Source organism: Phaeovulum molybdatiresistens (assembly GCF_023544865.1).
Lineage (GTDB): Bacteria > Pseudomonadota > Alphaproteobacteria > Rhodobacterales > Rhodobacteraceae > Pontitalea.
In genome coordinates this window covers 12,719-38,999 of the sequence record NZ_JAMJFX010000009.1, presented here as the reverse complement: position 1 = coordinate 38,999, position 26,281 = coordinate 12,719, and the positions used below count along the sequence as shown (strand labels likewise).

General features: G+C 66.7%; 28 protein-coding genes. 22 read left to right on the top strand and 6 right to left on the bottom strand.

Features of this window, described 5'->3' with window-relative positions:
- Positions 1 to 3 precede the first annotated feature (3 nt).
- The 3 genes from buk to MXB90_RS08305 are packed head-to-tail and all read left to right on the top strand — an operon-like array spanning position 4 to position 3,481.
- Positions 4 to 1,107 (top strand): butyrate kinase, encoded by a 1,104-nt coding sequence (gene buk / locus MXB90_RS08315; protein WP_250043518.1) that lies wholly within the window; start codon positions 4 to 6, stop codon positions 1,105 to 1,107.
- Positions 1,101 to 2,021: a phosphate acyltransferase gene (locus tag MXB90_RS08310; protein ID WP_250043516.1), complete on the top strand. Its 921-nt coding sequence runs from the start codon at positions 1,101 to 1,103 to the stop codon at positions 2,019 to 2,021. The genes buk and MXB90_RS08310 overlap by 7 nt, the downstream gene beginning before the upstream one ends.
- A gap of 38 nt (positions 2,022 to 2,059) precedes the next feature.
- Entirely contained in the window at positions 2,060 to 3,481 is a 1,422-nt protein-coding gene (locus MXB90_RS08305) for a Glu/Leu/Phe/Val family dehydrogenase (RefSeq protein WP_250043514.1), read from the top strand.
- A 24-nt stretch (positions 3,482 to 3,505) separates the two neighbouring features.
- Here MXB90_RS08305 and MXB90_RS08300 read toward each other — a convergent pair whose 3' ends face one another.
- On the bottom strand, positions 3,506 to 4,021 hold the full coding sequence (locus tag MXB90_RS08300; protein ID WP_250043513.1) for a MarR family winged helix-turn-helix transcriptional regulator: 516 nt from the start codon (positions 4,019 to 4,021) through the stop codon (positions 3,506 to 3,508).
- Between the two features lie 186 nt (positions 4,022 to 4,207).
- Here MXB90_RS08300 and MXB90_RS08295 point away from each other — a divergent pair, with 186 nt between their 5' ends.
- The 6 genes from MXB90_RS08295 to MXB90_RS08270 all read left to right on the top strand — a co-directional run bounded on the left by MXB90_RS08295 (position 4,208) and on the right by MXB90_RS08270 (position 8,394).
- Complete coding sequence (locus MXB90_RS08295) at positions 4,208 to 4,906, top strand: fumarylacetoacetate hydrolase family protein (RefSeq protein WP_250043510.1); 699 nt, start codon at positions 4,208 to 4,210, stop codon at positions 4,904 to 4,906.
- Between the two features lie 121 nt (positions 4,907 to 5,027).
- Positions 5,028 to 5,657, top strand: a complete 630-nt coding sequence (locus tag MXB90_RS08290; RefSeq protein WP_250043508.1) for an ATP-dependent Clp protease proteolytic subunit — start codon at positions 5,028 to 5,030, stop codon at positions 5,655 to 5,657.
- Between the two features lie 120 nt (positions 5,658 to 5,777).
- Positions 5,778 to 7,043, top strand: coding sequence for an ATP-dependent Clp protease ATP-binding subunit ClpX (gene clpX / locus MXB90_RS08285; protein ID WP_250043505.1), 1,266 nt, complete (start codon positions 5,778 to 5,780; stop codon positions 7,041 to 7,043).
- A gap of 101 nt (positions 7,044 to 7,144) precedes the next feature.
- Complete coding sequence (locus tag MXB90_RS08280) at positions 7,145 to 7,519, top strand: NADH:ubiquinone oxidoreductase subunit NDUFA12 (RefSeq protein WP_250043503.1); 375 nt, start codon at positions 7,145 to 7,147, stop codon at positions 7,517 to 7,519.
- A 15-nt stretch (positions 7,520 to 7,534) separates the two neighbouring features.
- The gene (mlaD, locus tag MXB90_RS08275; protein ID WP_250043500.1) at positions 7,535 to 8,035 is read left to right on the top strand and encodes an outer membrane lipid asymmetry maintenance protein MlaD; all 501 of its coding nucleotides are present in this window, start codon (positions 7,535 to 7,537) and stop codon (positions 8,033 to 8,035) included.
- Positions 8,032 to 8,394, top strand: a complete 363-nt coding sequence (locus MXB90_RS08270) for a DUF2155 domain-containing protein (RefSeq protein ID WP_250043499.1) — start codon at positions 8,032 to 8,034, stop codon at positions 8,392 to 8,394. Before mlaD ends, MXB90_RS08270 begins: the two co-directional genes overlap by 4 nt.
- Here MXB90_RS08270 and aat read toward each other — a convergent pair.
- On the bottom strand, positions 8,358 to 8,996 hold the full coding sequence (aat, locus tag MXB90_RS08265) for a leucyl/phenylalanyl-tRNA--protein transferase (protein WP_250043497.1): 639 nt from the start codon (positions 8,994 to 8,996) through the stop codon (positions 8,358 to 8,360). The genes MXB90_RS08270 and aat overlap by 37 nt on opposite strands.
- A 70-nt stretch (positions 8,997 to 9,066) precedes the next feature.
- Here aat and MXB90_RS08260 point away from each other — a divergent pair, with 70 nt between their 5' ends.
- Complete coding sequence (locus MXB90_RS08260; RefSeq protein ID WP_250043495.1) at positions 9,067 to 9,771, top strand: methyltransferase domain-containing protein; 705 nt, start codon at positions 9,067 to 9,069, stop codon at positions 9,769 to 9,771.
- A 28-nt stretch (positions 9,772 to 9,799) separates the two neighbouring features.
- On the opposite strand, the gene accC is transcribed toward MXB90_RS08260, so the two are convergent.
- Together accC and accB are read right to left on the bottom strand one after the other, a co-directional pair.
- Positions 9,800 to 11,146 (bottom strand): acetyl-CoA carboxylase biotin carboxylase subunit, encoded by a 1,347-nt coding sequence (gene accC / locus MXB90_RS08255; RefSeq protein ID WP_250043492.1) that lies wholly within the window; start codon positions 11,144 to 11,146, stop codon positions 9,800 to 9,802.
- A gap of 10 nt (positions 11,147 to 11,156) precedes the next feature.
- Complete coding sequence (gene accB / locus MXB90_RS08250) at positions 11,157 to 11,651, bottom strand: acetyl-CoA carboxylase biotin carboxyl carrier protein (RefSeq protein ID WP_250043490.1); 495 nt, start codon at positions 11,649 to 11,651, stop codon at positions 11,157 to 11,159.
- A gap of 220 nt (positions 11,652 to 11,871) precedes the next feature.
- Between accB and MXB90_RS08245 the strand changes: the two genes are divergently transcribed.
- A complete protein-coding gene (locus tag MXB90_RS08245; protein ID WP_250043488.1) occupies positions 11,872 to 13,215 on the top strand; it encodes an NAD(P)-dependent oxidoreductase in 1,344 nt (447 codons plus the stop codon).
- 1 nt (position 13,216) lies between these two features.
- Positions 13,217 to 14,518: an NAD-dependent dihydropyrimidine dehydrogenase subunit PreA gene (gene preA, locus MXB90_RS08240; protein ID WP_250043486.1), complete on the top strand. Its 1,302-nt coding sequence runs from the start codon at positions 13,217 to 13,219 to the stop codon at positions 14,516 to 14,518.
- A gap of 16 nt (positions 14,519 to 14,534) precedes the next feature.
- On the opposite strand, the gene MXB90_RS08235 is transcribed toward preA, so the two are convergent.
- Both MXB90_RS08235 and MXB90_RS08230 read right to left on the bottom strand, forming a co-directional pair.
- Complete coding sequence (locus tag MXB90_RS08235; protein WP_250043484.1) at positions 14,535 to 15,089, bottom strand: hypothetical protein; 555 nt, start codon at positions 15,087 to 15,089, stop codon at positions 14,535 to 14,537.
- A 103-nt stretch (positions 15,090 to 15,192) separates the two neighbouring features.
- Positions 15,193 to 15,822 (bottom strand): TetR family transcriptional regulator C-terminal domain-containing protein, encoded by a 630-nt coding sequence (locus tag MXB90_RS08230; protein WP_284040777.1) that lies wholly within the window; start codon positions 15,820 to 15,822, stop codon positions 15,193 to 15,195.
- A 154-nt stretch (positions 15,823 to 15,976) separates the two neighbouring features.
- On the opposite strand from MXB90_RS08230, the gene aptA reads away from it, so the two are divergent.
- From aptA to MXB90_RS08180, 10 genes are all read left to right on the top strand, one after another.
- Positions 15,977 to 17,302, top strand: coding sequence for an omega-aminotransferase AptA (gene aptA / locus MXB90_RS08225; RefSeq protein WP_250043479.1), 1,326 nt, complete (start codon positions 15,977 to 15,979; stop codon positions 17,300 to 17,302).
- Positions 17,303 to 17,547: 245 nt separating this feature from the next.
- On the top strand, positions 17,548 to 18,798 hold the full coding sequence (locus MXB90_RS08220; protein ID WP_250043477.1) for a Zn-dependent hydrolase: 1,251 nt from the start codon (positions 17,548 to 17,550) through the stop codon (positions 18,796 to 18,798).
- A gap of 69 nt (positions 18,799 to 18,867) precedes the next feature.
- Positions 18,868 to 20,319: a dihydropyrimidinase gene (hydA, locus tag MXB90_RS08215; RefSeq protein ID WP_250043475.1), complete on the top strand. Its 1,452-nt coding sequence runs from the start codon at positions 18,868 to 18,870 to the stop codon at positions 20,317 to 20,319.
- Positions 20,319 to 21,116 (top strand): ABC transporter ATP-binding protein, encoded by a 798-nt coding sequence (locus MXB90_RS08210; protein ID WP_250043473.1) that lies wholly within the window; start codon positions 20,319 to 20,321, stop codon positions 21,114 to 21,116. Before hydA ends, MXB90_RS08210 begins: the two co-directional genes overlap by 1 nt.
- Before the next feature lie 90 nt (positions 21,117 to 21,206).
- Positions 21,207 to 22,067, top strand: a complete 861-nt coding sequence (locus tag MXB90_RS08205; RefSeq protein ID WP_250043471.1) for an ABC transporter permease — start codon at positions 21,207 to 21,209, stop codon at positions 22,065 to 22,067.
- Positions 22,067 to 22,915, top strand: coding sequence for an ABC transporter permease (locus tag MXB90_RS08200; RefSeq protein ID WP_250043469.1), 849 nt, complete (start codon positions 22,067 to 22,069; stop codon positions 22,913 to 22,915). Before MXB90_RS08205 ends, MXB90_RS08200 begins: the two co-directional genes overlap by 1 nt.
- A gap of 54 nt (positions 22,916 to 22,969) precedes the next feature.
- Positions 22,970 to 23,953 (top strand): ABC transporter substrate-binding protein, encoded by a 984-nt coding sequence (locus tag MXB90_RS08195; protein WP_250043467.1) that lies wholly within the window; start codon positions 22,970 to 22,972, stop codon positions 23,951 to 23,953.
- 128 nt (positions 23,954 to 24,081) lie between these two features.
- Positions 24,082 to 24,546, top strand: coding sequence for a hypothetical protein (locus tag MXB90_RS08190; protein WP_250043465.1), 465 nt, complete (start codon positions 24,082 to 24,084; stop codon positions 24,544 to 24,546).
- 123 nt (positions 24,547 to 24,669) lie between these two features.
- Entirely contained in the window at positions 24,670 to 24,843 is a 174-nt protein-coding gene (locus MXB90_RS08185; protein WP_250043463.1) for a hypothetical protein, read from the top strand.
- A 96-nt stretch (positions 24,844 to 24,939) separates the two neighbouring features.
- The gene (locus tag MXB90_RS08180; protein WP_250043461.1) at positions 24,940 to 26,277 is read left to right on the top strand and encodes a helix-turn-helix transcriptional regulator; all 1,338 of its coding nucleotides are present in this window, start codon (positions 24,940 to 24,942) and stop codon (positions 26,275 to 26,277) included.
- Positions 26,278 to 26,281: the final 4 nt, after the last annotated feature.

The following is a 26,281-nucleotide window of genomic DNA, read 5'->3' as shown; positions in this document are numbered from 1 at the left end:
GCCATGGATCTGATCCTGACGATCAACCCTGGCACCACCACGACCCGGGTGGGCCTGTTCGCGCCTGAAGGCGCCGGGGTGCGCCCGGTGCATGAGGCGACGATCGAACATGAGGAAACGGTGATGGCGGGCTTTGCCGCCATTGCCGATCAGCTGGACTATCGCGCGGCCTGCCTGCGCGATTTTCTGGACGCGCATCTGCAGGGCGCGCGGCTGGTCGCGGTGGCGGGGCGCGGCGGGATGCTGTCGCCGGTACCGGCGGGGGTGATCGGGGTCTGTCCCGATCTGGTGCGCTTTGCCCTGCACACGCCGCGTCATCACCATGCCTCGAACCTGGGCGCGCCGCTGGCCCATGCCATCGCGGCGCAGGCGGGATGCCCGGCCTATGTCGTCGATCCGGTCAGCGTCGATGAACTGCCGCCGGTGGCGCGGGTTTCGGGCTGCCCGGACATTGCGCGCTTTTCCTTTGTGCATGCGCTGAACATCCGCGCCTGCGGGCGGCGACTGGCGGCAGAGCTGGGCAAGCCTTTCGCGCAGACGAATGCCGTGGTGGCGCATATGGGCGCGGGCTTTTCCATCGCCGCGCTGCGGGGCGGGCGGATCGTGGACAGCACGAACCGGATGGAAAATTCCCCCTTCACGCCCGAACGCGCCGGGGGCCTGCCACCGATCCCGTTGATCGAGCTGTGCTTTTCCGGGCGCTATGACAAGGACGCGCTGATGCGGCGGCTGTATGGTCAGGGCGGGGTCTTTGCCTATCTGGGCACCAAGGACATCCGCAAGGCCGAAAGCATGGCCGCCGCGGGCGATGCGCGCGCCGATCTGGTGCTGCAGGCGATGGTCTATCAGACCGCCAAGGCGATCGGCGCGATGGCGGCGGTGCTGGATTTCCGCGCCGATGCGCTGGTGCTGACCGGGGGCATCGCGCATTCGGCGCGCATCACGCAGGCCCTGACCGAGCGTTGCGGCGCGCTGGCACCGATCCGGATCTATCCCGGATCGGACGAATCGCGCGCCCTGGCCGAAGGCGCCGCGCGCGTTCTGTCGGGGGCCGAGGCGGCGATGCGCTGGCCCGTCACCCTTGCGGTTGAGCCGCTGCCATGGTGATCCGCAGCTTTGCCGCCCTGCGTGCCGCGATGGCCGCCCGCCCGCCGCTGGATCTGGCCGTGGCGGGGGGCGATGATCCGAATGTTCTGGCCGGGGTGATCGCGGGGTTTGAGGCGGGGCTGGTCGCCAGCGCCGCAATTTCAGGGGATGCGGGCCGGATCGCTGCGGCGCTGCCCGCGGCCTTGCGCGACCGCATCCGCCTGCTGTCCGCCGAAACCCCCGCCGCCTGCGCCGCCGCCGCCGTGGCGGAACTGCGCGCGGGGCGGGCCGGGGTGCTGATGAAGGGTCATGTCGACAGCGCGGCCTATTTGCGCGCCGTGGTCGACCGTGACGCGGGCATCCGGGGCAGCGGTATTCTGTCGAACCTGACGCTGGCCGAGATGCCCTCGGTCCCGCGGCTGATCGGGGCGACCGACAATGGCATCATCCCGGCGCCGACGCTGGAACAGAAACGCGCGATCGTGCTGAACGCGCTGCCGCTGTTTCGCGGGCTGGGGCTGGATCAGGTCCGGGTTGCGGCGATCGCGGCGTCCGAAAAGGTCAGCGACCGCCAGCCCGCCACCGGGGATGCCGCCGCGCTGGCCGCGATGGCGCGGGCGGGTGATCTGCCGGGGCTGATCATCGACGGGCCCTTTGGCTATGACGTGGCGATCAGCCGGCCCGCGGCCGAGGCCAAGGGTCTGGGCGGTTCGGATGTGGCGGGGCAGGCGGATCTGATCCTGTTTCCCAATATCGAGGCCGCCAATGCCACCGCCAAGGCCTGGAAGCTGCATGGCCAGGCGCAGACCGGCAGCCTGGTGCTGGGCGCGGCGGCGCCGGTGCTTTTGAATTCGCGCGCCGATGGGCCGGATCGGCGGGTGACCGGGCTGATCATGGCGCATTGCGTGCTGGCCGGGCAGGCGGCCTGCGCCTGACCGTTCCCTGAATAATCCCAAACCCCAACAGGTGATCCATGTCGAACCTTTCCTTCCGCGATTCTGTCGATGTCATGTTCCGCCGGGCGGCGGCGCTGCTGGACCTGTCGCCGGGCCTTGAAGAAAAGATCCGCGTCTGCAATTCCACCTACACCGTGCGGTTCGGGGTGCGGCTGCGCGGGCAGATCCACACCTTCACCGGCTACAGATCTGTTCATTCCGAGCATATGGAGCCGGTCAAGGGCGGCATCCGCTATGCGATGGGCGTGAACCAGGATGAGGTCGAGGCGCTGGCCGCGCTGATGACTTATAAATGCGCGCTGGTGGAAACCCCCTTTGGCGGGTCCAAGGGCGGCCTGTGCATCGACCCGCGCGACTGGGAGCCGCATGAGCTGGAACAGATCACCCGCCGCTTCACCTATGAACTGGCCAAGCGCGGCCTGATCAGCCCCAGCCAGAACGTGCCCGCCCCCGACATGGGCACGGGCGAACGCGAAATGGCCTGGATGGCGGACCAATATGCGCGCATGTTCACCACCGATATCAACGCCCATGCCTGCGTTACCGGCAAGCCCTTGAACGCGGGCGGCATCGTCGGCCGGGTCGAGGCGACGGGCCGGGGCGTGCAATATGCCTTGCGCGAATTCTTCCGCCATCCGGCGGATGTGGCGCGCGCGGGGCTGTCGGGCGATCTGGACGGTAAGCGCATCGTGGTGCAGGGCCTGGGCAATGTGGGCAGCCATGCCGCGCGCTTTCTGGCGCAGGAAGACGGGGCGCGGATCATCTGCGTGGTGGAACGCGACGGCGCGATCAGCAATGAAGCGGGGCTGGATATTCCCGCGCTGATCGACCATCTGCGCGCGACCGGGGGCGTCAAGGGCTTTGCCGGCGGCAGCTTTACCCCCGACGGCGCGGCCGCGCTGGAGACGCCCTGCGACATCCTGATCCCCGCGGCGATGGAGGCTGCGATCCACGAAGGCAACGCCGCCCGGATCAGCGCGCCGCTGATCCTTGAGGCCGCCAACGGCCCCGTCACCGCCGAGGCCGACCAGATCCTGCGCGATCGCGGCGTGGTGATCATCCCCGATCTTTATGCCAATGCGGGCGGGGTGACGGTGTCCTATTTCGAATGGGTCAAGAACCTGTCGCACATCCCCTTTGGGCGGATGCAGCGCCGCCATGAAGAGGCGCGCAACCAGATGCTGGTGAATGAGCTGGAACGGCTGAGCGCGGACAAGGGCCTGGGCTGGACCTTGTCGCCGGGCTTCAAGCGCGACTTTTTGAACGGGGCCTCGGAACTGGAACTGGTGCGGTCCGGGCTGGATGACACGATGCGCGCGGCCTATCAGGCGATGCGCGCGCTGTGGCACGATGACCCGCGCGTGGCCGATCTGCGCACCGCGGCCTATTGCATCGCGATCCGCCGCGTGGCCGAGGCCTATCGGTCCAAGGGGCTGTAAGGCCCTGGGCCGGGGGCGGCGGTCTTAGCCGTCCCCGTCTGTCGCGCCGGATGGGGCGTCCGATGCCGGATCTGTCGGGATTTCGGGCAGATGCAGCGGCGCGCGGCTACGGTCGTTGCCGGCGACGACGGCCTTGCGCAACAGCCGCAGGAAGGTGGCGCGTTCCTTGTCGGTCAGCCCGTCCAGCAATTCCGACTGCATCATCTGAACCCCGGGTTCGATCCGGTCCAGCAATTCGCGCCCCTCGGGGCTGAGCGTCAGGACGCGGGCGCGGCGGTCGCGGTGGCTGATCTTGCGCTGCACCAGGCCCTTGGCGACCAGCCGGTCCACCGCGCCGCCGATCGTCACCCGGTCATGGGCCACCAGCCCCGACAGGCTGGCCTGATCCAGGCCCGGAAAATCCACCAGCGCCACCAGGCAGGCATATTGCACCGGGGTGATGTCTTCGCCCAGCCGGGCCATGTGATCGGCGAAGATCGAGGTGGATATCTGGTGCAGGCGCCGGGCCAGATGGCCCGGTGAATCGTGCAGCGCAAGCATGCTGCCTCCTTGTCGGTTGGCACGGGCCGCCACAGCCCGGCGTCATGGTTTCATCGCCGATTTGTCATGCGATGCGCAAGGGGGGCGTTCCGGGGGCGTTATCTTGCCGCGCGCGGGGGCTTGGCATCGGGCGGGCGCTGACGCAGGATGCCCGCGCCCGCAAGCCCCCGAGGACAGGAGCGCCCGATGCACGATCTGCTGTTTGCCCCACCCGCGCCGCGCACCGTTCCGGTGCGGGGCACACGCGCGGCTTTTCCCGTTCACCGGATCTTTTGCGTGGGGCGCAACTATGCCGATCACGCCCGCGAAATGGGCGCCGAGGTCGACCGCGAGGCGCCGTTCTATTTCCTCAAGGCGCCGCATGCGGTGGAACTGTCGGGGGCGGTGCAGCCCTATCCGCCGGGGACGTCCGATTATCAGCATGAGATGGAGCTGGTCGTGGCGATCGGCGCGCCCGCCTTTCGCGCCACCCCGGATCAGGCGCGCGCGGCGGTCTTTGGCTATGCGGCGGGGCTGGACATGACGCGGCGCGATCTGCAGGCAGCGGCCAAGGACAAGCGCCGCCCCTGGGATACAGGCAAGGATTTTGAGGGCGCGGCCGTGATCGCCCCGATCACCCGGGCCGAGGATTTCGGCCTGCCGGGCGCGCGGGCGATCACGCTGCGGGTCAATGGCGCGCCGCGTCAGGCGGGGCACCTGTCCGACATGGTCTGGGGGATCGAGGATCTGATCTGCCATCTGTCCACGCTCTATCATCTCGGCCCGGGCGATCTTATCTATACCGGCACGCCGGCGGGTGTGGGCGCGGTGCAGCCCGGCGATGTGATCGAGGGCGTGATCGAGGGGCTGGACCCCGTGCGCCTGACGATCGGCCCGGCGGAGTGAGCGGCGCGATATCGGGGCCCATCGCATCGCGCGCCCTTGCAGGCCCCGGATCGCGACACTAAGACTCCGGTAAAGTTCTGGGGCTATGGATTTCACGAGACAGCGGAAAGAGGCAGGCGCGATGAGAGACCCGATTGATCTGTACATGAACACGCTCGTGCCGATGGTGGTCGAGCAGACCAGCCGCGGCGAACGCGCCTATGACATCTATTCGCGGCTGCTGAAGGAACGCATCATCTTTCTGGCCGGCCCCGTGCATGACGGCATGTCGACGCTGATCTGTGCGCAGCTTCTGTTCCTTGAGGCGGAAAACCCGTCCAAGGAAATCGCCATGTATATCAACAGCCCCGGCGGCGTGGTGACCAGCGGCCTGTCAATCTATGACACGATGCAATACATCCGGCCCAAGGTCTCGACCCTGGTGATCGGGCAGGCGGCGTCGATGGGCAGCCTGCTGTTGACCGCGGGGGAAAAGGGCATGCGCTTTTCGCTGCCCAACAGCCGCGTGATGGTGCACCAGCCCTCTGGCGGGTATCAGGGGCAGGCGACGGACATCATGATCCACGCCCAGGAAACCCAGAAGCTGAAGAATCGCCTGAACGAGATCTATGTGCGCCACACCGGCCAGGATCTGGCCACGGTCGAGGCGGCGCTGGAACGCGACAATTTCATGTCGGCCGAACAGGCCAAGGACTGGGGCCTGATCGACGAGATCCTGGAAAGCCGCGGCAAGGCCGAAGCGGAAAAGTGATGGGCGGGGCGATGCCCGCGGCGTCATTTTGACATTGTGATGAAGGTAGGGCTGTCCTAGACTTTCAGGGACAGCCCAAGACAGGCCCCGGTTCGCGCCGGGCCAGCCCAGAGGAAGACGATGGCGAACAATTCCGGCTCGGACAGCAAGAACACGCTCTACTGCTCGTTCTGCGGCAAGAGCCAGCATGAGGTGCGCAAGCTGATCGCGGGCCCCACCGTGTTCATCTGTGACGAATGTGTCGAACTTTGCATGGATATCATCCGTGAAGAGACGAAATCGACGGGCCTGAAGGCCACCGACGGGGTGCCCACCCCGCGCGACATCTGCAAGGTGCTGGACGATTACGTGATCGGCCAGGAACATGCCAAGCGCGTGCTGTCGGTCGCGGTGCACAACCACTACAAGCGCCTGAACCACGGGTCCAAGGCCGATATCGAACTGGCGAAGTCGAACATCCTGCTGATCGGCCCCACCGGCTGCGGCAAGACGCTGCTGGCGCAGACGCTGGCGCGGATCCTGGATGTGCCCTTCACCATGGCCGATGCGACCACGCTGACCGAGGCGGGCTATGTCGGCGAGGATGTGGAAAACATCATCCTGAAACTGCTGCAGGCCAGCGAATACAACGTCGAACGCGCGCAGCGCGGCATCGTCTATATCGATGAGGTCGACAAGATCACGCGCAAGTCCGACAACCCCAGCATCACCCGCGATGTCTCGGGCGAGGGGGTGCAGCAGGCGCTGTTGAAGATCATGGAAGGCACGGTCGCATCCGTTCCGCCGCAGGGCGGGCGCAAGCATCCGCAGCAGGAATTCCTGCAGGTGGACACGACCAACATCCTGTTCATCTGTGGCGGCGCCTTTGCGGGCCTGGATCGGATCATCGCGCAGCGCAACAAAGGGTCCGCGATGGGCTTTGGCGCCGAGGTCAAGGGGCCCGATGATCGCGGCGTGGGCGAATTGTTCAAGGAGCTGGAGCCCGAGGATCTGTTGAAATTCGGCCTGATCCCGGAATTCGTCGGCCGTCTGCCGGTGATCGCCACCCTGACCGATCTGGACGAGGCCGCACTGGTTACCATCCTGACCGAACCCAAGAACGCGCTGGTCAAGCAATACCAGCGCCTGTTCGAGATCGAGGACGTCAAGCTGACCTTCACCGAAGACGCGCTGAGCGCGATCGCGCGCCGCGCGATCAAGCGCAAGACCGGCGCGCGGGGGCTGCGCTCGATCATGGAAGACATCCTGCTGGATACGATGTTCGAACTGCCGGGCATGACCGGCGTGCAGGAAGTCGTGGTGAACGACGAGGCGGTGGACAGCCCCGGGGCGAAACCGCTTCTGATCTATGCCGATCAGAAGAAAGAGCCGAAATCGGCGGGTTGATTTAGGCGGGCTTCGGCCCGCCTTCGCTTTGGCACCCCAAGGCACTGGACCTTGCGCGCGCCTGCGGTATAAGGGGCGGGACTTGCCCGCGGAGGTTTATGATGAAATTCCTGCTTCGCCTTCTGACCTGGTGGAATGACCAGACGCTCGGGACCCAGATCTTTACCGCCCGCAAGGGGGTCAAGGTCGGCGAGGATGAACAGGGCAACGCGTATTACCAGACCCGCGATGGCAAGCGCCGCTGGGTGATCTACAATGGCGAATGCGAAGCCAGCCGGATTTCCCCCGATTGGCACGGCTGGATCCACTTCACCTGGGATCAGCCGCCGACCACCGCGCCGCTGGCCCACAAGGCCTGGGAACTGCCGCACAAGGAAAACTTGACCGGCACGCCCGGCGCCTATGCGCCCGCAGGGTCGTTGCGCCGCACCGCCCCTGCCGAGCGGCGCGACTATGAGGCCTGGCAGCCCGAATAACCCGGAGGAGCGGCGATGAGCGAGAACCGCACCGAAGTGCTGGCGGGGGCGGTCGTATTGGCCGTTGCGGCGGGCTTTCTGGCCTGGGCGTCGCAGGGGCGGGGGCTTGGGTCCACGTCGGGCACCTATGACCTGCATGCCTCGTTCCGCTCGGTCGAGGGGGTGACGGTTGGCACCGATGTGCGGCTGGCCGGGGTCAAGGTGGGCACGGTCACCAAGCTGGAACTGAACCCGCAGACCTTCTTTGCCGATGCCACGGTCGCGCTGCGAAAGGATGTGATTCTCCCCACCGATTCCGCGATTCTGGTGTCGTCCGAGGGGCTTTTGGGCGGCGCCTTCATCGAACTGATGCCCGGTGGCAGCCTGGACAACCTGGGCCCCGGCGATGAAATCGAGGATACGCAGGGCGCGGTTTCGGTGATTTCGCTGATGATGAAATTCGTTGATGGCGGCGGCGATGACGCGCCCGCGCCGGGTGCCGTGGCGCCCGAGGATGCGGCGGGGGATGCGCCATGATCAGGTCGGTGATCGGTGCGGCCCTGCTTGCGGCATTGTCCGCCCCCCTGGCCGCGCAAGAGGTGGCCCAGGCCCCCGGCGCCGTGCTGCGCGCGTTGGACAAGGTTGCGGGATCGACCACCGATCTGGACCTGGCGGCGGGCGAAAGCGTGACCTATGGCCTGATCACGGTGACCTTGCGCGAATGCCGCTATCCGGCCGAGGATCCTTCCTCCAACGCCTTCGCCCATGTCACTATCACCGATCGCGGCGCCAGCGCGCCCGCCTTTTCGGGCTGGATGATCGCGGACAGCCCGGCACTGTCGGCGTTGGATCACCGCCGCTATGACGTCTGGGTCATCCGCTGCAAGATTGACTGAGCGTCGGGCACGGCGGGGGCGCTGAAATTCGCGTCCTGGCGCAGCGCGCGTGCCAGCTGGCGGCGATAATCGGCACGCGGAATTTCCACGCCCCCCAGGCTTGCCAGATGCGGCGTCAGGAATTGCGTGTCCAGCAGGGTGAAGCCCGTCTGGCGCAGCCGGTCCACCAGATAGGCCAGCGCGATCTTGGAGGCGTCGCGGCGCGCCGAAAACATGCTTTCGCCGAAGAACGCGCCCCCCAGCGCGATACCGAACACCCCACCGATCAGCTGATCACCGGCCCAGACCTCCAGGCTGTGGGCAAAGCCCTTGGCGTGCAGATCGTCGTAAAGCGCGCGCAGCGGCGTGTTGATCCAGGTCTCATCCCGCGCGGCACAGCCATCCACCACGGCGGCAAAGGCGGTGTCGGTGCTGATCCGGAAGCCGCCGCGTCGGATCGTGCGGGCCAAAGATCGCGACAGGTGAAAGCCGTCCAGCGGGATCACCCCGCGCTGGCGCGGATCGACCCAATAGAGCGTCGGATCCTCGCGGCTTTCGGCCATCGGAAAGATGCCGCGCGCATAGCCCGCCAGCAGCATTTCCCCCGTCAATCCCTGGCCCATCGCCTTGCCCGCCCCCTGACGCCTGTCTAATCTGGCGGCAGGATGGACGAGTTTCTTGCCGGGGGCAAATATGGGTTTTTTCGACTTTCTGCCCCAGGTCGCGGCCTATGCCGAAGACCCCGGCGCCGTCACGCGGCTGAACGAACGTCACCGCAGGATCGTGGCGCCGCTGGTGCCACAGATCGCGGGCGCGCGGGTGCTGGATCTGGCCGCGCATGACGGGCGCTGGTCCTATGCCTTTGCCGCGGCGGGCGCGGCGCAGGTGGTGGGGATCGAGGGGCGGCAGGATCTGATCGACCGCTTCGCGCATTTCCCGCAAAGCGATTTTGCCGCGCGGGTAACGCTGCGCTGCGACGATATTTTTGACGGCATGGAACAGGCGATTGCCGCGGGCGAACGGTTTGACGTCGTTGCCGTTCTGGGCATCCTGTATCACGTCATGGACCATTTTCGCCTGTTCCGGCTGGTGCGCGCGCTGGGCCCGCGGCTGGTGATCGTCGACAGCGAATTTGCCCTGCGTCCGGGGCCGGTGATCGTGCTGGGGCGCGAACGCACCGACAAGGTGTTGAATTCCATCCCCCAGATCGCGGGGCAGGACCGCGCACTGATCGGCATCCCGTCCTTCCCCGCGATGGAGGCGATTGCCGATGCGCTGGATTACGCTTGCGAGTGGCTGGACTGGTCCGATCTGCCCGCCGATCGCCGCGCCCCGGTGGCCGATTACTTCCGCCCCGAGGTCAAGCGCCGCGCCACCTGCCTGCTGCGCCCGAAATGAAAACGCCCCCGGTTTCGGGGGCGCTGTCTTAGCCGTAGGTTTTCGCCAGCCACTTTTCCAGCCAGTGGATGGAATAGTCGCCGGTCTGGATGTCGGGGTCTTCCAGAAGCTGGCGGAACAGCGGGATCGTGGTGTCCACACCGTCCACGATCAGCTCGCCCAAGGCGCGCGACAGGCGCGACAGGGCCTCGGGGCGGTCGCGGCCATGCACGATCAGCTTGCCGATCAGGCTGTCGTAATAGGGCGGGATCGAATAGCCGTCATAAAGCGCGCTGTCCATCCGCACGCCAAGGCCGCCCGGCGCGTGATACTGGGTGATCTTGCCGGGGCAGGGCGAAAAAATCGGCAGCTTTTCGGCGTTGATCCGCACTTCGATCGCGTGACCGTTGATCGACAGGTCATCTTGCGTGAAGGACAGCGGATAGCCTTCGGCCACGCGGATCTGTTCGCGCACAAGGTCGACGCCAAAGATCGCCTCGGTCACCGGATGTTCCACCTGCAGGCGGGTGTTCATCTCGATGAAGTAGAATTCGCCATCCTCGAACAGGAATTCGATGGTGCCCGCGCCGGAATAGCCCAGCTTGGCAATGGCATCGGCGCAGATCTTGCCGATGCGGGCGCGCTGTTCGGGGGTGATGACGGGGCCGGGGGCCTCTTCGAACACCTTCTGGTGGCGGCGCTGCAGCGAACAGTCGCGTTCCGCCAGATGCACGGCGTTGCCCTTGCCGTCGCCAAAGACCTGGATCTCGATGTGGCGCGGACGCTGGAGGTATTTCTCCATATAGACTTCGTCATTGCCGAAGGCGGCCTTGGCCTCGGACCGGGCGGTGCGGAAGGCCACTTCCAGCTCGCTTTCATCGCGCGCCACCTTCATGCCGCGCCCGCCGCCGCCGGCGGTGGCCTTGATGATGACCGGATAACCGATCTGGGCCGCCACGGTTTTCGCGGTGGCAAAATCCGCCACGCCGCCGTCCGAGCCCGGAACCACCGGAATCCCCAGGTTCTTGGCGGTTTCCTTGGCGGTGATCTTGTCGCCCATCATGCGGATATGTTCCGCCGAAGGACCGATGAAGGTGATGCCGTGGTCTTCCAGCACCTGCACGAAGGCGGCGTTTTCCGACAGGAAGCCATAGCCCGGATGAATCGCCTGCGCGCCGGTGATTTCACAGGCGGCCACGATCGCGGGGATCGACAGATAGCTGTCAGCGGACGGGTTGGGCCCGATGCAGACGCTTTCATCGGCCATGCGCACATGCATGGCATCGGAATCGGCGGTGGAATGGACGGCGACCGAGGCGATCCCCATTTCGCGGCAGGCCCGGATGACGCGCAGCGCGATCTCGCCGCGGTTGGCGATCAGGATCTTGTCGAACATCGCGCGCCCCTCACTCGACGATCATCAGCGGCGTGCCGTATTCGACCGGCGAGGCGTCATCGACCAGGATGCGCTTGACCGTGCCCGATTTCGGCGCGGGGATGTGGTTCATCGTCTTCATCGCCTCGACGATCAGCAGGGTCTGGCCCTCTTTCACAGCATCGCCCACCTTGACGAAGGGGTCCGCGCCCGGTTCGGCCGCCAGATAGACCGTGCCGACCATGGGCGAGCTGACCGCGCCCGGATGGCTGGCCGGATCGCCGCCCGCATCGGCGGGTGCGGCTACGGGGGCGGCCGCGGCGGGGCCCGCAGTCGGGGCGGGGGCATAGTGGACGGGGGCCGCGGCGGCGGCGACAACGGTCGCCTGCTTGACCACGCGCACCTCCAGGCTGTCATCCTCGCCATATTCGCGCACCACCGACAGCTCGGTCAGCTCATTCTTGTTCAGAAGTTCTGCCAGCGCCTGGATGAAGGCCACGTCGTTTTCATGGGAATGTTTGGTCATGCCGTCCTCAAAGGATCCGTTATCGGGTCTTGTCCCGCCCGTCCGGCGCGGGCGTCGCCATTTCTGGGGGGCGTTATACGCGACCCATGCGGGGGAGGAAAGCGGGAAGCGTTTGTCCAGGACGCGGCACGCGCGCCTGCGGACTGCATTTTACCACTTGATAAAATTTCAGCCTGTGGCAGCGTAGGACAAAACAACACCAATCACAGGGAGGTCCACCGTGACCAACAGCCAGCTGACCCCCGGCGTGGTGCCGGGGCGGCTTACAGCCGAATCCTATTGCCAGAATTTTGCCGATGTCGCCCCGCCGCTGGATGGGCACGAAGCCCGGGTTGCGGCGGATCGGTGCTATTTCTGCCATGACGCGCCCTGCGTGACGGCCTGTCCGACCGCGATCGACATTCCGCTGTTCATCCGCCAGATCGCGACCGGCACGCCCGAGGCGGCGGCGAAGACGATCCTGTCGCAAAACATCCTGGGCGGCATGTGCGCCCGGGTCTGCCCGACGGAAAACCTGTGCGAAGGGTCATGCGTGCGCGAAACCGCCGAGGGCCAGCCGGTCCAGATCGGCGCGCTGCAGCGCTTTGCCACCGACACGCTGATGGCGGCCAATGCCCATCCCTTCGCCCGCGCCACGCCCACGGGCAAGTCGGTCGCGGTGGTGGGGGCGGGGCCTGCGGGCCTGGCTTGCGCGCATCGGCTGGCGATGCGGGGCCATGATGTCACGATCTATGAATCGCGCCCCAAGCCGGGGGGGCTGAACGAATATGGCATCGCCTCCTACAAGGCGCCGGGCGGTTTTGCCCGGGCCGAGGTCGACTGGCTGATGCAGATCGGCGGCATCAGCGTGGTCGAGAACTGGCAACTGGGCCGTGCGGGCGATGGCACGCTGGACGATCTTCTGGCCCGCCATGCGGCGGTGTTCCTGGGGATGGGGCTGGCCGGGGTGAATGCGCTGCGCATCCCGGGCGAGGACCGCGACCACGTCACCCCCGCCACCGATTTCATCGCCGAACTGCGCCAGGCCGCCGATCTGGCCGCGTTGCCGGTGGGCCGTGACGTGGTGGTGATCGGCGGCGGCATGACGGCGGTGGATGCCGCGGTGCAGGCCAAACTGCTGGGCGCTGAAAACGTCACCATCGTCTATCGCCGGTCGCAAGCGGACATGCCCGCCAGCCGCCACGAACAGGACCATGCCACCGCCGCGGGGGTCCGGATCATCGCCAATGCGATGCCCGTGGCGATCCACGGCAATGGCGCGGTGCGCGAGGTGGAATTTGCCTATACCCGCCCCGGCCCCGAGGGGATCGAGCGCCTGCCTGAAACCTTCCGGCTGAAGGCCGACCAATGCTTCAAGGCGATCGGCCAGACGCTGGAGGGCACGCCCGAGGCGATCCGGATCGCGGGGGGCAAGATCTGGATCGAACATTCCGGCCGCACCAGCCTGTCGCGGGTCTGGGCGGGGGGCGATTGCGCCCTGGGCGGCGATGACCTGACCGTGACCGCCGTGGCCCAGGGCCGCGATGCGGCCGAAGACATCCACACTTTCCTGATGGGGGCCTGACATGGCGAACCTGACCAGCAATTTCATCGGCATCAAGTCGCCCAACCCGTTCTGGCTGGCCTCGGCCCCGCCCACCGACAAGGAATACAACGTCCGCCGCGCCTATGAGGCGGGCTGGGGCGGGGTCGTGTGGAAGACGCTGGGCGCCGAAGGCCCGCCGGTCGTCAACGTCAACGGCCCGCGCTATGGTGTGATCCACGGCGCCGACCGGCGCGTGCTGGGCATCAACAACATCGAGCTGATCACCGACCGCCCACTGGAGGTGAACCTGCGTGAAATCAAGTCGGTCAAGCGTGACTATCCCGACCGCGCGCTGGTCGTGTCGCTGATGGTGCCCTGCGACGAGGACAGCTGGAAGGCGATCCTGGCCCGGGTCGAAGATACCGGCGCCGACGGGGTCGAGCTGAACTTTGGCTGCCCGCATGGCATGGCCGAACGCGGGATGGGGTCTGCCGTGGGCCAGGTGCCCGAATATATCGAAATGGTCACGCGCTGGGTCAAACAGCACAGCCGCATGCCCTGCATCGTCAAGCTGACGCCCAACATCACCGACATCCGCAAACCGGCCGAGGCGGCGAAGCGCGGCGGCGCCGATGCGGTCAGCCTGATCAACACGATCAACTCGATCACCTCGGTAGATCTGGATGACTTCGCGCCCGAACCCAAGATCGACGGCAAGGGCACGCATGGCGGCTATTGCGGCCCGGCGGTCAAGCCCATCGCGCTGAACATGGTGGCCGAAATCGCCCGCAGCCCCGCCACCGCCGGCCTGCCGATTTCCGGCATCGGCGGGGTGACGACCTGGCGCGATGCGGCCGAATTCATGGCGCTGGGTGCGGGCAATGTGCAGGTCTGCACCGCCGCGATGACCTATGGCTTCAAGGTCGTGCAGGAAATGATCTCGGGCCTGTCGGATTACATGGACCGCAAGGGGTTCACCAGCACCGCCGATCTGGTGGGCCGTGCGGTGCCCAATGTGACCGACTGGCAGTATCTGAACCTGAACTATGTCACCAAGGCGGTGATCAATCAGGATGATTGCATCAAATGCGGGCGTTGCTATGCCGCTTGCGAGGATACCAGCCATCAGGCCATCGCCATGTCGCCCGACCGCGTCTTCACCGTGAAGGATGAAGAATGCGTGGCCTGCAACCTGTGTGTCGATGTCTGCCCGGTGGAAAACTGCATCACCATGAAAGAACTGCCCAAGGGCGCGGTGGACCCGCGCACCGGGCAGGTGGTGGGCGATTACGCCAACTGGACCACGCATCCCAACAACCCCAGCGCCCAGGCCGCCGAATAACGGCGGCCCGGCCCGATCAGCGCGTCACATCCAGCCGTGGCGCGGGATCGGGGGCCAGAACAGGCCAGCCCTCGGCCTTGGCCGGGCGGGGGGCGGCCTCGTCCCGGGGCGGGGTGGGATCGTCCCGGGGCACCGACAGGGCGGCAGGGCCAAGGCCTGATTGGACCGGGTCGGGTTGCCCCGGGGCCAGTTGCAAAGCCTCCGGCTGCCCGGCGTCCTTTTCCCCGCCATCGCGCGGGGGCGGATCGGGCAGGCCCGCGCGGCGGCGGGCCGCCTGCGCCTCCAGCCAGGTCATGTCGAAGGCGGGGGGCGGGCCGGTGGGGGCATCGGGGTCGGGCGGCGGCTCACCCCCATATAGCCCGGCGTCGGCATCGCCCTGACCCTGGTCGCGCGCGCCGGCAAAGCCGCGCGGCTGGCCGGTCTGCCCGCCGACATCCGCCCCCAGCCTGGCCCGCGCCCCGTCGGCGCCCCCGGCGGCCTCGACCGTTGTTGAGGGTGCTTTCTTCGGGGCCGCCACCGCCAGCAGTGGCGACCAGCCGATCTGGGGCATCAGCCCCGAAATCCGGTCCATCCCCGGCCTCCTTCATTAAAATCCCACGCAAACGATTCTGCGCCCGAGGGGTGAACGAAGGGTAAAGGCTGGCCTGCCCGGGGGCGGCTTTCGCGGGCCAGGGTTAATCGGTCGCCAGCAGCCGCGAAAACATCATGTCAAGAAAGATGCCCGCCTCGTCGAACGGGTCGCGATCGGGGCCCAGCACGGCGCGGACCTGCATTTCGAAATCCGCATAATGCTGCGTCAGCGCCCAGATTGAAAAGATCAGATGGTAGGGATCGACCTGCGCGATCCGCCCCTGATCGGCCCAGCGGCGAATCACGGCGGCCTTTTCATCGACCAGCGTCTTCAGATCATCCTCGATCAACCCCTTCAGACGCGGCGCGCCCTGCAGGATTTCATTGGCGAACAGCCGGCTTTCGCGCGGCATCTGGCGGCTCATGTCCAGCTTGCGGCGCATGTAGCCCATGATCTCGCCGCGCGGGTCGCCTTCGGGGTCCAGCGCGCGCAACGGCGCCAGCCACACGTCCAGCAGCCCGCCCAGCAAGGCCAGGTGGATCGCCTCTTTCGAGGGGAAGTAGTATAGCAGATTGGGCTTGGACAGGCCCGCCTCGGTCGCAATCTGATCCAGCGTCGCGCCGCGGAACCCCTGGGCGGAAAACACCTCCAGCGCGGCATCCAGGATGGCGCGGGTGTTGCGCGCCTGGATGCGGGTCTGGGGGCGGGCCGCCGGGTCACGGGGGGCAGACAGGGGATCGTTCACGTGGCATTCTCCGGCGCGGGGGCCCGACTGCAGGCCGGGGCGTTCTTGACTGGGCTTTGCCCTGTGGTAGCGTGACGCTGACCGCATGGTCAAAGAAAATCAGCCCCGGACCGTCCCGCGGGCACTTCGGGGAGATATCGCAATGGCGCTGGACCGCAAGACGCCCAATGATCTGAATGCCTTCTGGATGCCCTTCACGGCAAACCGGCAGTTCAAGAAGAACCCGCGCATGTTCGTGGCCGCCAAGGACATGCATTACACCACCGCCGATGGCCGCCAGGTGCTGGATGGCACCGCGGGGCTGTGGTGCTGCAACGCGGGCCATTGCCGCCCCAAGATCACCGAGGCGATCCAGAAACAGGCCGCCGAGATGGACTATGCCCCCGCCTTCCAGATGGGCCACCCGATCGCCTTTGAACTGGCCAACCGCCTGGTCGACATCGCGCCGCAGGGGATGGAGCATGTGTTCTACACGAACTCTGGTTCCGAAAGCGTTGATACGGCGCTGAAAATCGCCATCGCCTATCATCGCGCCCGGGGCGAGGGCGCGCGCACCCGGCTGATCGGGCGCGAACGCGGCTATCACGGGGTGAACTTCGGCGGGATTTCGGTCGGCGGGATCGTGAACAACCGCAAGGTCTTTGGCACGATGCTGGGCGGGGTGGACCATCTGCCGCATACCCATCTGCCGGCGCAGAACGCCTTTACCAAGGGGCAGCCCGAACATGGCGCGCATCTGGCCGATGATCTGGAACGCATCGTCGCGCTGCATGGCGCGGAAACCATCGCCGCGGTGATCGTGGAACCGATGGCGGGGTCCACCGGCGTTCTGCTGCCGCCCAAGGGCTATTTGCAGCGCCTGCGCGAGATCACGGCCAAGCATGGCATCCTGCTGATCTTTGATGAGGTGATCACCGGCTTTGGCCGCCTGGGCAGCGCATTTGCCGCGCAGCATTATGGCGTGCTGCCCGACATGATGACCACCGCCAAGGGCCTGACCAATGGCGTGATCCCGATGGGCGCGGTGCTGACCACGGGGACGGTGCATGACGCCTTCATGGCCGGGCCTGAACATATGATCGAACTGTTCCACGGCTACACCTATTCCGGCAACCCGATCGCCAGCGCCGCCGGCATCGCCACGCTGGACACCTACCGCGAGGAAGGCCTGTTCGACCGCGCGGCCGAGCTGGCCCCCTATTGGCAGGATGCGCTGCATTCCTTGCGCGGCACCCGTCACGTGATCGACATCCGCAACGAGGGTCTGATCGGTGCGGTAGAACTGGACCCGATCCCGGGCGAGCCGACCAAGCGCGCCTTCGCGGCCTTCCTCAAGGCCTATGAGAAAGGCATCCTGATCCGCACCACCGGCGACATCATCGCCATGTCGCCGCCGCTGATCATCGAGAAATCCCATATCGACCAGCTGATCGGCACCCTGAAAGAGGTGCTGGAGGGGCTGGATTGAACCGAAGGGCCCCGGGAAACCGGGGCCTTTTTTCTGGGCCTGGGCCTGCCCGTCTTCGGGCGGTCGGGCCGTGGGTCTGTCTGTTTTTCGGGCAGGGGCGAATTGCAGGGCGGCTGCGCCGCGGGGGCCGAGAATTTTGTTGACCGTTTGGTCAGAACGTGGTCGCCTGACCGGGACCCCAGGGTCAATCACGGAATCGTCGCAAGAAGCCGGAAATGGCCTGCAGCCGACAGGGAGATACACCAATGCCAGCAGCCGGAGAGAACCTCCGTATCAATTCCGCGCGCCTGTGGGACAGCCTGATGCAGATGGCCCGGGTGGGGCCGGGCATCGCGGGCGGAAACAACCGCCAGACCCTGACCGATGCCGATGCCGAGGGCCGTGCGCTGTTTCAGCGCTGGTGCGAGGAAGCGGGCATGACCATGGGCGTCGACACGATGGGCAACATGTTCGCCACCCGCGCGGGCACCGACCCCGACGCGCTGCCCGTTTACATGGGCAGCCATCTGGATACCCAGCCCACGGGCGGCAAATATGACGGCGTGCTGGGCGTTCTGGGCGCGCTGGAGGTGGTGCGCACGATGAACGATCTGGGGCTGCGCACGCGCCATCCGATCGTGGTGACGAACTGGACGAATGAGGAAGGCACGCGCTTTGCGCCCGCGATGCTGGCCTCGGGTGTCTTTGCCGGGATGCATGGGCAGGACTGGGCCTATGATCGGGTCGATGCCGAGGGCAAACGCTTCGGGGATGAACTGGCCCGCATCGGCTGGGTCGGGGACGAACCCGTGGGCGCGCGCAAGATGCATGCGATGTTCGAGCTGCATATCGAGCAGGGCCCGATCCTGGAGGCCGAGGGCCGCGACATCGGCGTGGTCACCCACGGCCAGGGCCTGTGGTGGCTGGAGGTGACGCTGACCGGCAAGGATGCCCATACCGGCTCGACGCCGATGAACATGCGGGTGAATGCGGGCCTTGGCATGGCGCGGATCATCGAACTGGTCCACCGCATCGCAATGGACAACCAGCCCGGCGCGGTGGGGGCGGTGGGGCAGGCGAATGTCTACCCGAACTCGCGCAATGTGATCCCGGGCAAGGCGGTCTTCACGGTGGATTTCCGCAGCCCCGATCAGGCCAAGCTGGACGGCATGCGCGCGCGCCTTGAGGCCGAGGCCCCCGCGATTGCGGCCGAGCTGGGCCTGGGGATCGCGATTGCGCCGGTGGGCCATTTCGACCCGGTGACCTTTGACCCGGGTCTGGTGCAGGTCGTGCGCGGCGCGGCCGAGCGGCTGGGCTATAGCCACATGGATATCATTTCCGGCGCGGGCCACGACGCCTGCTGGATCAACCGTGTGGCGCCCACGGTGATGGTGATGTGCCCCTGCGTGGACGGGCTGAGCCATAACGAGGCCGAAGAAATCAGCCCCGAATGGGCCGCGGCCGGAACGGATGTGTTGCTGCATGCGGTGCTGGACGTGGCGCAGGTGGTGGCGTGAGGCCGGGGGCGCTGCCCCCGGACCCCCGGAGTATTTGAGCCAAGAAGAAACAAGGCGGGAGGATGACGGATGAGCACGGTGATCAGGAACGGCACGATCGTGACCGCGGATCTGACCTACAAGGCGGATGTGTTGATCGAGGGCGGCCGGATCGCCGCGATCGGTCCGGGGCTGACGGGCGATGAGGTCCTGGACGCTACCGGCTGCTATGTGATGCCGGGCGGGATCGACCCGCATACCCATCTGGAGATGCCCTTCATGGGCACCTATTCCAGCGATGATTTCGACAGCGGCACCCGGGCGGCGCTGGCGGGCGGGACCACGATGGTGGTGGATTTCGCGCTGCCAAGCCCCGGGCAGGGGCTGCTGGATGCGCTGCAGATGTGGGACAACAAGGCGGGGCGGGCGCATTGCGATTACAGCTTCCACATGGCGGTGACCTGGTGGGGCGAGCAGGTCTTTAACGAGATGAAGGAGGTGGTGGATCGCGGCATCAACACCTTCAAGCATTTCATGGCCTACAAGGGCGCGCTGATGGTCAATGACGATGAGCTGTTCGCGTCCTTCCGGCGCTGTGCGGAATTGGGCGCGGTGCCGATGGTCCATGCCGAAAACGGCGATGTGGTGGCCGAGCTTTCGGCGCGGCTGCTGGCCGAGGGCAACACCGGCCCCGAGGCCCATGCCTATTCCCGCCCGCCGCAGGTCGAGGGCGAGGCCACCAACCGTGCGATCATGATTGCCGATATGGCCGGCGTACCGCTTTATGTGGTGCACACCAGCTGCGAGGAGGCGCATGAGGCGATCCGGCGCGCGCGCCAGCAGGGCAAGCGCGTCTGGGGTGAGCCGCTGATCCAGCATCTGACGCTGGACGACAGCGAATATTTCAACGCCGATTGGGACCATGCCGCGCGCCGCGTGATGAGCCCGCCGTTCCGCGACAAGCGCCATCAGGACAGCCTGTGGGCCGGGCTGTCGGGGGGGACGCTGTCGGTTGTGGCGACGGATCATTGCGCCTTCACCAGCGACCAGAAGCGCTATGGCGTGGGCGATTTCACCAAGATCCCGAACGGGACCGGCGGGCTTGAGGACCGGATGCCGATGCTGTGGACCTATGGCGTGAACACCGGCCGGATCACGATGAACGAATTCGTCGCCGTCACCTCGACCAATATCGCCAAGATCATGAACATCTATCCGAAGAAAGGCGCGGTTCTGGTGGGGGCGGATGCGGACCTTGTGGTCTGGGATCCGAAGGCCAGCAAGACGATTTCCGCATCCCGACAGCAATCGGCCATTGATTACAACGTCTTCGAGGGTAAGGTCGTGACGGGCCTGCCGCGCTTTACCTTGACGCGCGGGCGGGTGGCGGTGACCGAGGGCGCGGTGGCGCCGGCCGAGGGGCATGGGCAGTTCGTGGCCCGCCCGGCCGGGGCGGCGGTGAACAGGGCGCTGTCCACCTGGAAGGAGCTGACTGCGCCGCGGCCCGTGCAGCGGTCTGGGATACCGGCGTCGGGGGTGTGATGAAGGATGTGACGGGCGCTGCGGCGCCGGTGATCGAGGCGACGGGTCTGGGGCTGACGTTCCAGACCAATGACGGCCCGGTGCATGCGCTGAAGGGCGTGGATCTGGAGATTGGGCGGGGGGAATTCGTGTCCTTCATCGGTCCCTCGGGCTGTGGCAAGACCACGTTCCTGCGCTGTATCGCGGCGCTGGAGCATCCGACCGAGGGCGTGCTGCGCGTGAACGGCATGACCGCCGAGGCCGCCCGGCAGGCGCGGTCCTACGGCTATGTGTTTCAGGCGGCGGGGCTTTATCCCTGGCGCACGATCGCAGGCAATATCCGCCTGCCGCTGGAGATCATGGGCTATGCCCGCGCCGAGCAGGACGAACGGGTGGCGCGGGTGCTGTCGCTGGTCGATCTGGAGGGGTTTGGCAAGAAATTCCCCTGGCAACTGTCGGGGGGGATGCAGCAGCGCGCCAGCATCGCCCGCGCACTGGCCTTTGACGCCGATATCCTGCTGATGGATGAACCCTTCGGGGCGCTGGACGAAATCGTGCGGGATCGTCTGAATGAGGAGTTGCTGAAGCTTTGGGCGCGGACCGGCAAGACGATTGGCTTTGTCACCCATTCGATCCCCGAGGCGGTTTATCTGTCGACCAAGATCGTGGTGATGTCGCCGCGGCCCGGGCGGATCACCGATGTGATCGACAGCCCCCTGCCGCGCGAACGCCCGCTGGAGATCCGTGATTCGAAGGAATTTCTGGAGATTGCCCATCGCGTGCGCGAGGGTCTGCGGGCGGGCCATGCCTATGACTAGCGCGGGGCAGGGATGGCGGGCGGAATGCGGGGGGCTGTCTGCCCCCCGCGCCCCCCGAGAGTATTTGGACCAAGAAGAAAGAGCGCGGCGATGAGGTCGGTCCTGCCGGTTCTGGTGGTGGTGCTGGCGATCCTGGTCGTCTGGTATGGCGCGGCGGTCTGGCTGAATTCTGCCTGGACCTATGATCAGGCGGCGCGGGCGGGCACGCATCCGACCCTGGTGGATGTGGTCAACGACACGATGGCGCAGGAACGCCCCGTCTTGCCTGCGCCGCATCAGGTGGCCCGTGGCCTTTGGGATGGTGTGGCGGGGCAGAAGATCACCTCGAAGCGCAGCCTGGTCTGGCATGGCTGGGTGACGCTGTCGGCGACGCTGTTGGGTTTTGGCATCGGCACGGGGCTGGGCATCGTGCTGGCGGTGGGGATCGTGCACAACCGGGCGATGGATCTGTCGGTGATGCCCTGGGCGATTGCCAGCCAGACCATTCCGATCCTGGCGATTGCGCCGATGGTGATCGTGGTGCTGGCCTCGGTGGGGGTGACGGGGATTTTGCCCAAGGCGGTGATTTCGGCCTATCTGTCGTTCTTCCCGGTCTTGGTGGGGATGGTCAAGGGCCTGCGCGCGCCCGACGGGATGCAGCTGGATCTGCTGCGCACCTATAACGCCAGCCGGGCCCAGACGCTGTGGAAGCTGCGCCTGCCCGCGTCCTTGCCCTATCTGTTCGCCAGCCTGAAGGTGGGGATTGCGGCCAGCCTTGTGGGGGCGATCGTGGGGGAATTGCCGGCCGGCGCCACGGCGGGCCTGGGCGCGCGGTTGTTGTCGGGGTCCTATTACGGGCAGACGATCCAGATCTGGGCGGCGCTGTTTGCGGCGGCGGCGCTGGCGGCCGGGCTGGTGGTGATCGTGGGCGCGATTGAACGCGCCACGCTGAAACGCATGGGGATGGCGTGATGATCTGGGCAGGCGGGGTGGTTCTGTTCTGGCTGGCGGCCTGGGCCTTCAACAGCTGGCTGGCCGCCCGCCATGGCGCGGACCGGCGGGTGCGGCTGTTCATCCCGCTGCTGTTCGGCGCGACGCTGCTGATCTTGTGGGAGGGGCTGGTGCGCGGTCTTGGGGTCAGCCCCGTGATCCTGCCCGCGCCCTCGGCCATCGCCAGCCGCTTTGCCGGGGCGACGCCGATCCTGTGGGCCGATTTCCTGCAGACCATCGTCAAGGGCGCGCTGTCGGGCTATGTCATCGGCTGCGGCGCGGCGGTGGCGGTGGCGGTGCTGATCGACCGGTCCCCGTTCCTGCAGCGCGGCCTGTTGCCGGTGGGCAATTTCGTCGCCGCCCTGCCCATTGTCGGTATCGCGCCGATCCTGGTGATGTGGTTCGGCTTCGACTGGCAGTCGAAGGCGGCGGTGGTCGTGGTGATGGTGTTCTTCCCGGTGCTGGTGAACATGGTCGCGGGGCTGCAGGCATCAGATGCCTTGCAGCGCGATCTGATGGCGACCTATTCGGCCAGCTATTGGCAGACGTTGGTCAAGCTGCGCCTGCCCGCGGCGATGCCGTTTCTGTTCAACGGGCTGAAAATTGCGACCACGCTGGCGCTGATCGGGGCGATCGTTGCCGAATTTTTCGGCAGCCCGACGCGGGGCATGGGGTTTCGCATCTCGACCGCGGTGGGACAGCTTGATCTGCCGCTGGTCTGGGCGGAAATTTGTGTGGCGGCGGTGGCGGGGTCGGCCTTCTATGGCGTGATGGCGCTGATCGAGCGGGGGGTGACCTTCTGGCATCCGTCACAGCGCCGTCGCCGATAGGAATTACAAACACCCGGCATCGGAAACGCCGGGGGTCAACAGTGGAGAGCGAGAATGAAGAAGCTGATGACGGGTGTGGCGCTGGCGGCGCTGACGGGTTCGGCCGCCTGGGCCGCGGATGAGGTGAAGCTGCAGCTGAAATGGGTCACCCAGGCCCAGTTTGGTGGCTATTACGTCGCGCTGGACAAGGGGTTCTATGAGGAAGAGGGGCTGGATGTCACGATCCTGCCCGGCGGCCCCGATATCGCGCCGCCGCAGGTGATGGCGGGGGGCGGGGCCGATGTGATGGTGGACTGGCTGCCGTCCGCACTGGCCGCGCGCGAAAAGGGCCTGCCGATCGTGAACATCGCCCAGCCCTTCAAATCGTCGGGCATGATGCTGACCTGTCTGAAGGAATCGGGCGTGGCGACGCCTGCGGATTTCAAGGGCAAGACGCTGGGCGTCTGGTTTGGCGGCAACGAATATCCCTTCCTGTCGTGGATGAGCACGCTGGGCCTGCCCACCAATGGCGGCGCGGACGGGGTTGAGGTGCTCAAACAGGGCTTCAACGTCGATCCCTTGCTGCAAAAGCAGGCGGCCTGCATTTCGACCATGACCTATAACGAATATTGGCAGGTGATCGACGCGGGCATCAGCCCGGAAGAACTGATCACCTTCAAGTATGAGGATCAGGGCGTGGCCACGCTGGAAGACGGGCTTTATGTGCTGGAAGACAATCTGAAAGACCCGGCGTTTGAGGACAAGATGGTCCGCTTTGTCCGCGCGTCCATGAAGGGCTGGAAATACGCCGAGGAAAACCCCGACGAAGCCGCGATGATCGTGCTGGACAATGATGAGACCGGCGCCCAGACGGAAACCCATCAGAAACGCATGATGGCCGAGATCGCCAAGCTGACCGCCGGTTCGAACGGCGCGCTGGACCCGGCCGATTTCGACCGGACGGTGGGCACGCTGATGGGCGGTGGATCGGACCCGGTGATTTCGAAAATGCCCGAAGGCGCCTGGACGCATCAGATCACCGACAAGGCGCTGCAGTAAGGCGCAAGGTGCGGCGCTTGCGCTGATTTTGGCGCGCATCCCCGGGGATGCGCGCTTTTTCTTTACCTTTGCCTGTTTTGATGGCGACGACTCAGGCGTGATCTGGGGTGTCGATCATGGGGGCGAACATGGTGGCGCAGGCAGGGCCCGCGCGTTCAAGGCGGGCGTCGGACGGGCAGGGCAGGTGGCGTTGGATCGCCGGGGGCGGGCTTGCCCTGGCGGTCGTGGCGGGGCTGTTTTACGGGATCTGGCGGCTGGCCCCAGCCTCGGCGCCGGGGTATCTGTTCGGCACGCCGAACATGACGGCCGAGGCGGGCTATTGCCTGGCGGTGGCGCGCGCCTCGCAGGCGATGACGCGGGGCAAGGTGACCGCGGGCATGACCGGCTTCATCGACGAACAGGCCACCTTCTGGCTGCGCCGGCTGCGCGATCGCGGCGGCGACCTTGCCACCCATATTGCGGCGGGCGAGGCGGCCCTTGGCCGCGATCTGGCCCGCGGCGTGGTGACCGACAGCCAGCATCTGGCCACCGCAACCAAGCAATGCGGCTATCGCGCGGTGGAACTGGGGCATCGCTTCCGCGCCTTCCAATAGCGCGGCATGACGCAGCGTCACGGGCGCGGGGCTTGATTGCGGCGGGTTTCGCGGTCAGGATTTCGGTTACGATGGCAAGGAGCGGGGGCTGGGATCGGGCCCCTGTCGGGCAAGGAGGATCGAATGAAGCTTGTGATGAATGGCCGCGGTGTCGGTGGCTGGCGCGCGGCGCTGGCAGCGCTGGGCATGGCGGTGCTGGTCGCGGCCTGCGCACCCGTGCAGGATGAGGTCGGCCAGTGTGAACCCGGTGTCGACACGATCAGCGAAATGGCGACCGTAACCCCGCCGGGCTGCTGAGGCGTGGGGTCGGGGCGGCGGGCCGGGGCTGCCCTGGCCTTGTAAAAACCTTTTGGCCCCGGCGGTTTCCGTGTAAATCCTTGGGCGGAGGTTTCGATGGCCCGTTCCGCCCTGACCGGCACCCGCATACGCGAACGTCGCACCGCGCTGCGCATGAAGCAGGCCGATCTGGCCCGCGCGGTGGGCGTGTCGCCGGCCTATCTGAACCTGATCGAACACAACCGCCGCCGGGTCAGCGACAGCCTGCTGGATCAGCTGGCCGGGGCGCTGTCGGTTGATCCGCTGGCCCTGTCCGAGGGGGCCGAGGGCGCGCTGTTTGACGGTCTGCGCGAGGCTGCGGCGGCGGCGGGGCTGGGCGATCCGTTGTCGGCGGCGCCCGAACTGGACCGGATTGAGGAATTCGTGGGCCGCTTTCCCGGCTGGGCGGCGGTTCTGGCGGGGGGGCAGGCGCGGGTCGCGCAGCTGGAACGCGTCGTCGAAGGCTATGCCGAACGCATGGCGCAGGACCCGTTCCTGCTGGCCTCATTGCATGAGGTGCTGTCGGCGGTGACCTCGCTGCGGTCAACCGCGGCGATTCTGGTCGAGGCCGAGGATATCGAGCCGCAGTGGCGCGCGCGTTTTCTGCGCACCATTCAGGAAGAAAGCCTGCGCCTGTCGGACACGGCCGAGGCGCTGGTGGGCTATCTCGATACGCTGGATGAGGCCGAGACGGGCCTGTCCTCGCCGCAGGAAGAGCTGGAGGCCTGGCTGGCAGCCCGCGGCTGGCATCTGGACGAGGTCGAACGCCCCGGCCGGTTCGACCCCGAGGCGGTCATCGCGGGGGTGCCGGAACTGGCCAGCGGGGCGGGGCGCACATTGGCGCGGATGTATCTGGACCGCGCTGCCGCCGATGCGCGCGCGCTGCCATTGGCGCGCCTGCGTGCCGCCCTTGCCGCCGAGGGCCCGGAACCGGGGCGGATCGCGGCGCATGCGGGGGTGCCGCTGTCGGTGGTGTTTCGTCGGCTGGCCAGCCTGCCGGCGGGCACCGATGGCCTGCCCGCGCTGGGCCTGGTGATCTGCGACGGGTCCGGCACGCTGACCTTTCGCCGCCCCATGCCGGGCTTTGCGCTCCCGCGCTTCGGCGCGGCCTGCCCGCTATGGCCGCTTTATGAGGCGCTGGCCCGACCGATGCAGCCGATCCGCGCCGTGGTCGATATGGCCGGTCGCCTGCCGCAACGCTTTCTGACCTTTGCCTTTTGCGAGCCGCGCGCGCCCGCGGGCTTTGACGGGCCGGTTCTGGCCGAGGCCTTCATGCTGATCCTGCCCGCGCCCGCCGAACGCGCCGCTTCCGAACGCGCGGTGGGGTCATCGTGCCGGATCTGCCCGCGCGCCGCCTGCCCGGGGCGGCGTGAACCCTCGATCCTGACCGAGGGCCAGGGCCCGCGCGGTGTTTGACACG

Bases quoted from the DNA above. Each gene is read 5' to 3' on its own strand.
- MXB90_RS08260 (WP_250043495.1), top strand. From the start codon at position 9,067: ATGGGTTTTTTCGACTTTCTGCCCCAGGTCGCGGCCTATGCCGAAGAC.
- hydA (WP_250043475.1), top strand. From the start codon at position 18,868: ATGAGCACGGTGATCAGGAACGGCACGATCGTGACCGCGGATCTGACC.
- MXB90_RS08305 (WP_250043514.1), top strand. From the start codon at position 2,060: ATGTCGAACCTTTCCTTCCGCGATTCTGTCGATGTCATGTTCCGCCGG.
- accB (WP_250043490.1), bottom strand. From the start codon at position 11,651: ATGACCAAACATTCCCATGAAAACGACGTGGCCTTCATCCAGGCGCTG.
- aptA (WP_250043479.1), top strand. From the start codon at position 15,977: ATGGCGCTGGACCGCAAGACGCCCAATGATCTGAATGCCTTCTGGATG.
- mlaD (WP_250043500.1), top strand. From the start codon at position 7,535: ATGAGCGAGAACCGCACCGAAGTGCTGGCGGGGGCGGTCGTATTGGCC.
- MXB90_RS08200 (WP_250043469.1), top strand. From the start codon at position 22,067: ATGATCTGGGCAGGCGGGGTGGTTCTGTTCTGGCTGGCGGCCTGGGCC.
- MXB90_RS08270 (WP_250043499.1), top strand. From the start codon at position 8,032: ATGATCAGGTCGGTGATCGGTGCGGCCCTGCTTGCGGCATTGTCCGCC.
- MXB90_RS08280 (WP_250043503.1), top strand. From the start codon at position 7,145: ATGAAATTCCTGCTTCGCCTTCTGACCTGGTGGAATGACCAGACGCTC.
- MXB90_RS08310 (WP_250043516.1), top strand. From the start codon at position 1,101: ATGGTGATCCGCAGCTTTGCCGCCCTGCGTGCCGCGATGGCCGCCCGC.
- MXB90_RS08195 (WP_250043467.1), top strand. From the start codon at position 22,970: ATGAAGAAGCTGATGACGGGTGTGGCGCTGGCGGCGCTGACGGGTTCG.
- MXB90_RS08290 (WP_250043508.1), top strand. From the start codon at position 5,028: ATGAGAGACCCGATTGATCTGTACATGAACACGCTCGTGCCGATGGTG.
- clpX (WP_250043505.1), top strand. From the start codon at position 5,778: ATGGCGAACAATTCCGGCTCGGACAGCAAGAACACGCTCTACTGCTCG.
- MXB90_RS08295 (WP_250043510.1), top strand. From the start codon at position 4,208: ATGCACGATCTGCTGTTTGCCCCACCCGCGCCGCGCACCGTTCCGGTG.
- MXB90_RS08210 (WP_250043473.1), top strand. From the start codon at position 20,319: ATGAAGGATGTGACGGGCGCTGCGGCGCCGGTGATCGAGGCGACGGGT.
- accC (WP_250043492.1), bottom strand. From the start codon at position 11,146: ATGTTCGACAAGATCCTGATCGCCAACCGCGGCGAGATCGCGCTGCGC.
- preA (WP_250043486.1), top strand. From the start codon at position 13,217: ATGGCGAACCTGACCAGCAATTTCATCGGCATCAAGTCGCCCAACCCG.
- buk (WP_250043518.1), top strand. From the start codon at position 4: ATGGATCTGATCCTGACGATCAACCCTGGCACCACCACGACCCGGGTG.
- aat (WP_250043497.1), bottom strand. From the start codon at position 8,996: ATGGGCCAGGGATTGACGGGGGAAATGCTGCTGGCGGGCTATGCGCGC.
- MXB90_RS08185 (WP_250043463.1), top strand. From the start codon at position 24,670: ATGAAGCTTGTGATGAATGGCCGCGGTGTCGGTGGCTGGCGCGCGGCG.
- MXB90_RS08300 (WP_250043513.1), bottom strand. From the start codon at position 4,021: ATGCTTGCGCTGCACGATTCACCGGGCCATCTGGCCCGGCGCCTGCAC.
- MXB90_RS08205 (WP_250043471.1), top strand. From the start codon at position 21,207: ATGAGGTCGGTCCTGCCGGTTCTGGTGGTGGTGCTGGCGATCCTGGTC.
- MXB90_RS08190 (WP_250043465.1), top strand. From the start codon at position 24,082: ATGGTGGCGCAGGCAGGGCCCGCGCGTTCAAGGCGGGCGTCGGACGGG.
- MXB90_RS08235 (WP_250043484.1), bottom strand. From the start codon at position 15,089: ATGGACCGGATTTCGGGGCTGATGCCCCAGATCGGCTGGTCGCCACTG.
- MXB90_RS08220 (WP_250043477.1), top strand. From the start codon at position 17,548: ATGCCAGCAGCCGGAGAGAACCTCCGTATCAATTCCGCGCGCCTGTGG.
- MXB90_RS08180 (WP_250043461.1), top strand. From the start codon at position 24,940: ATGGCCCGTTCCGCCCTGACCGGCACCCGCATACGCGAACGTCGCACC.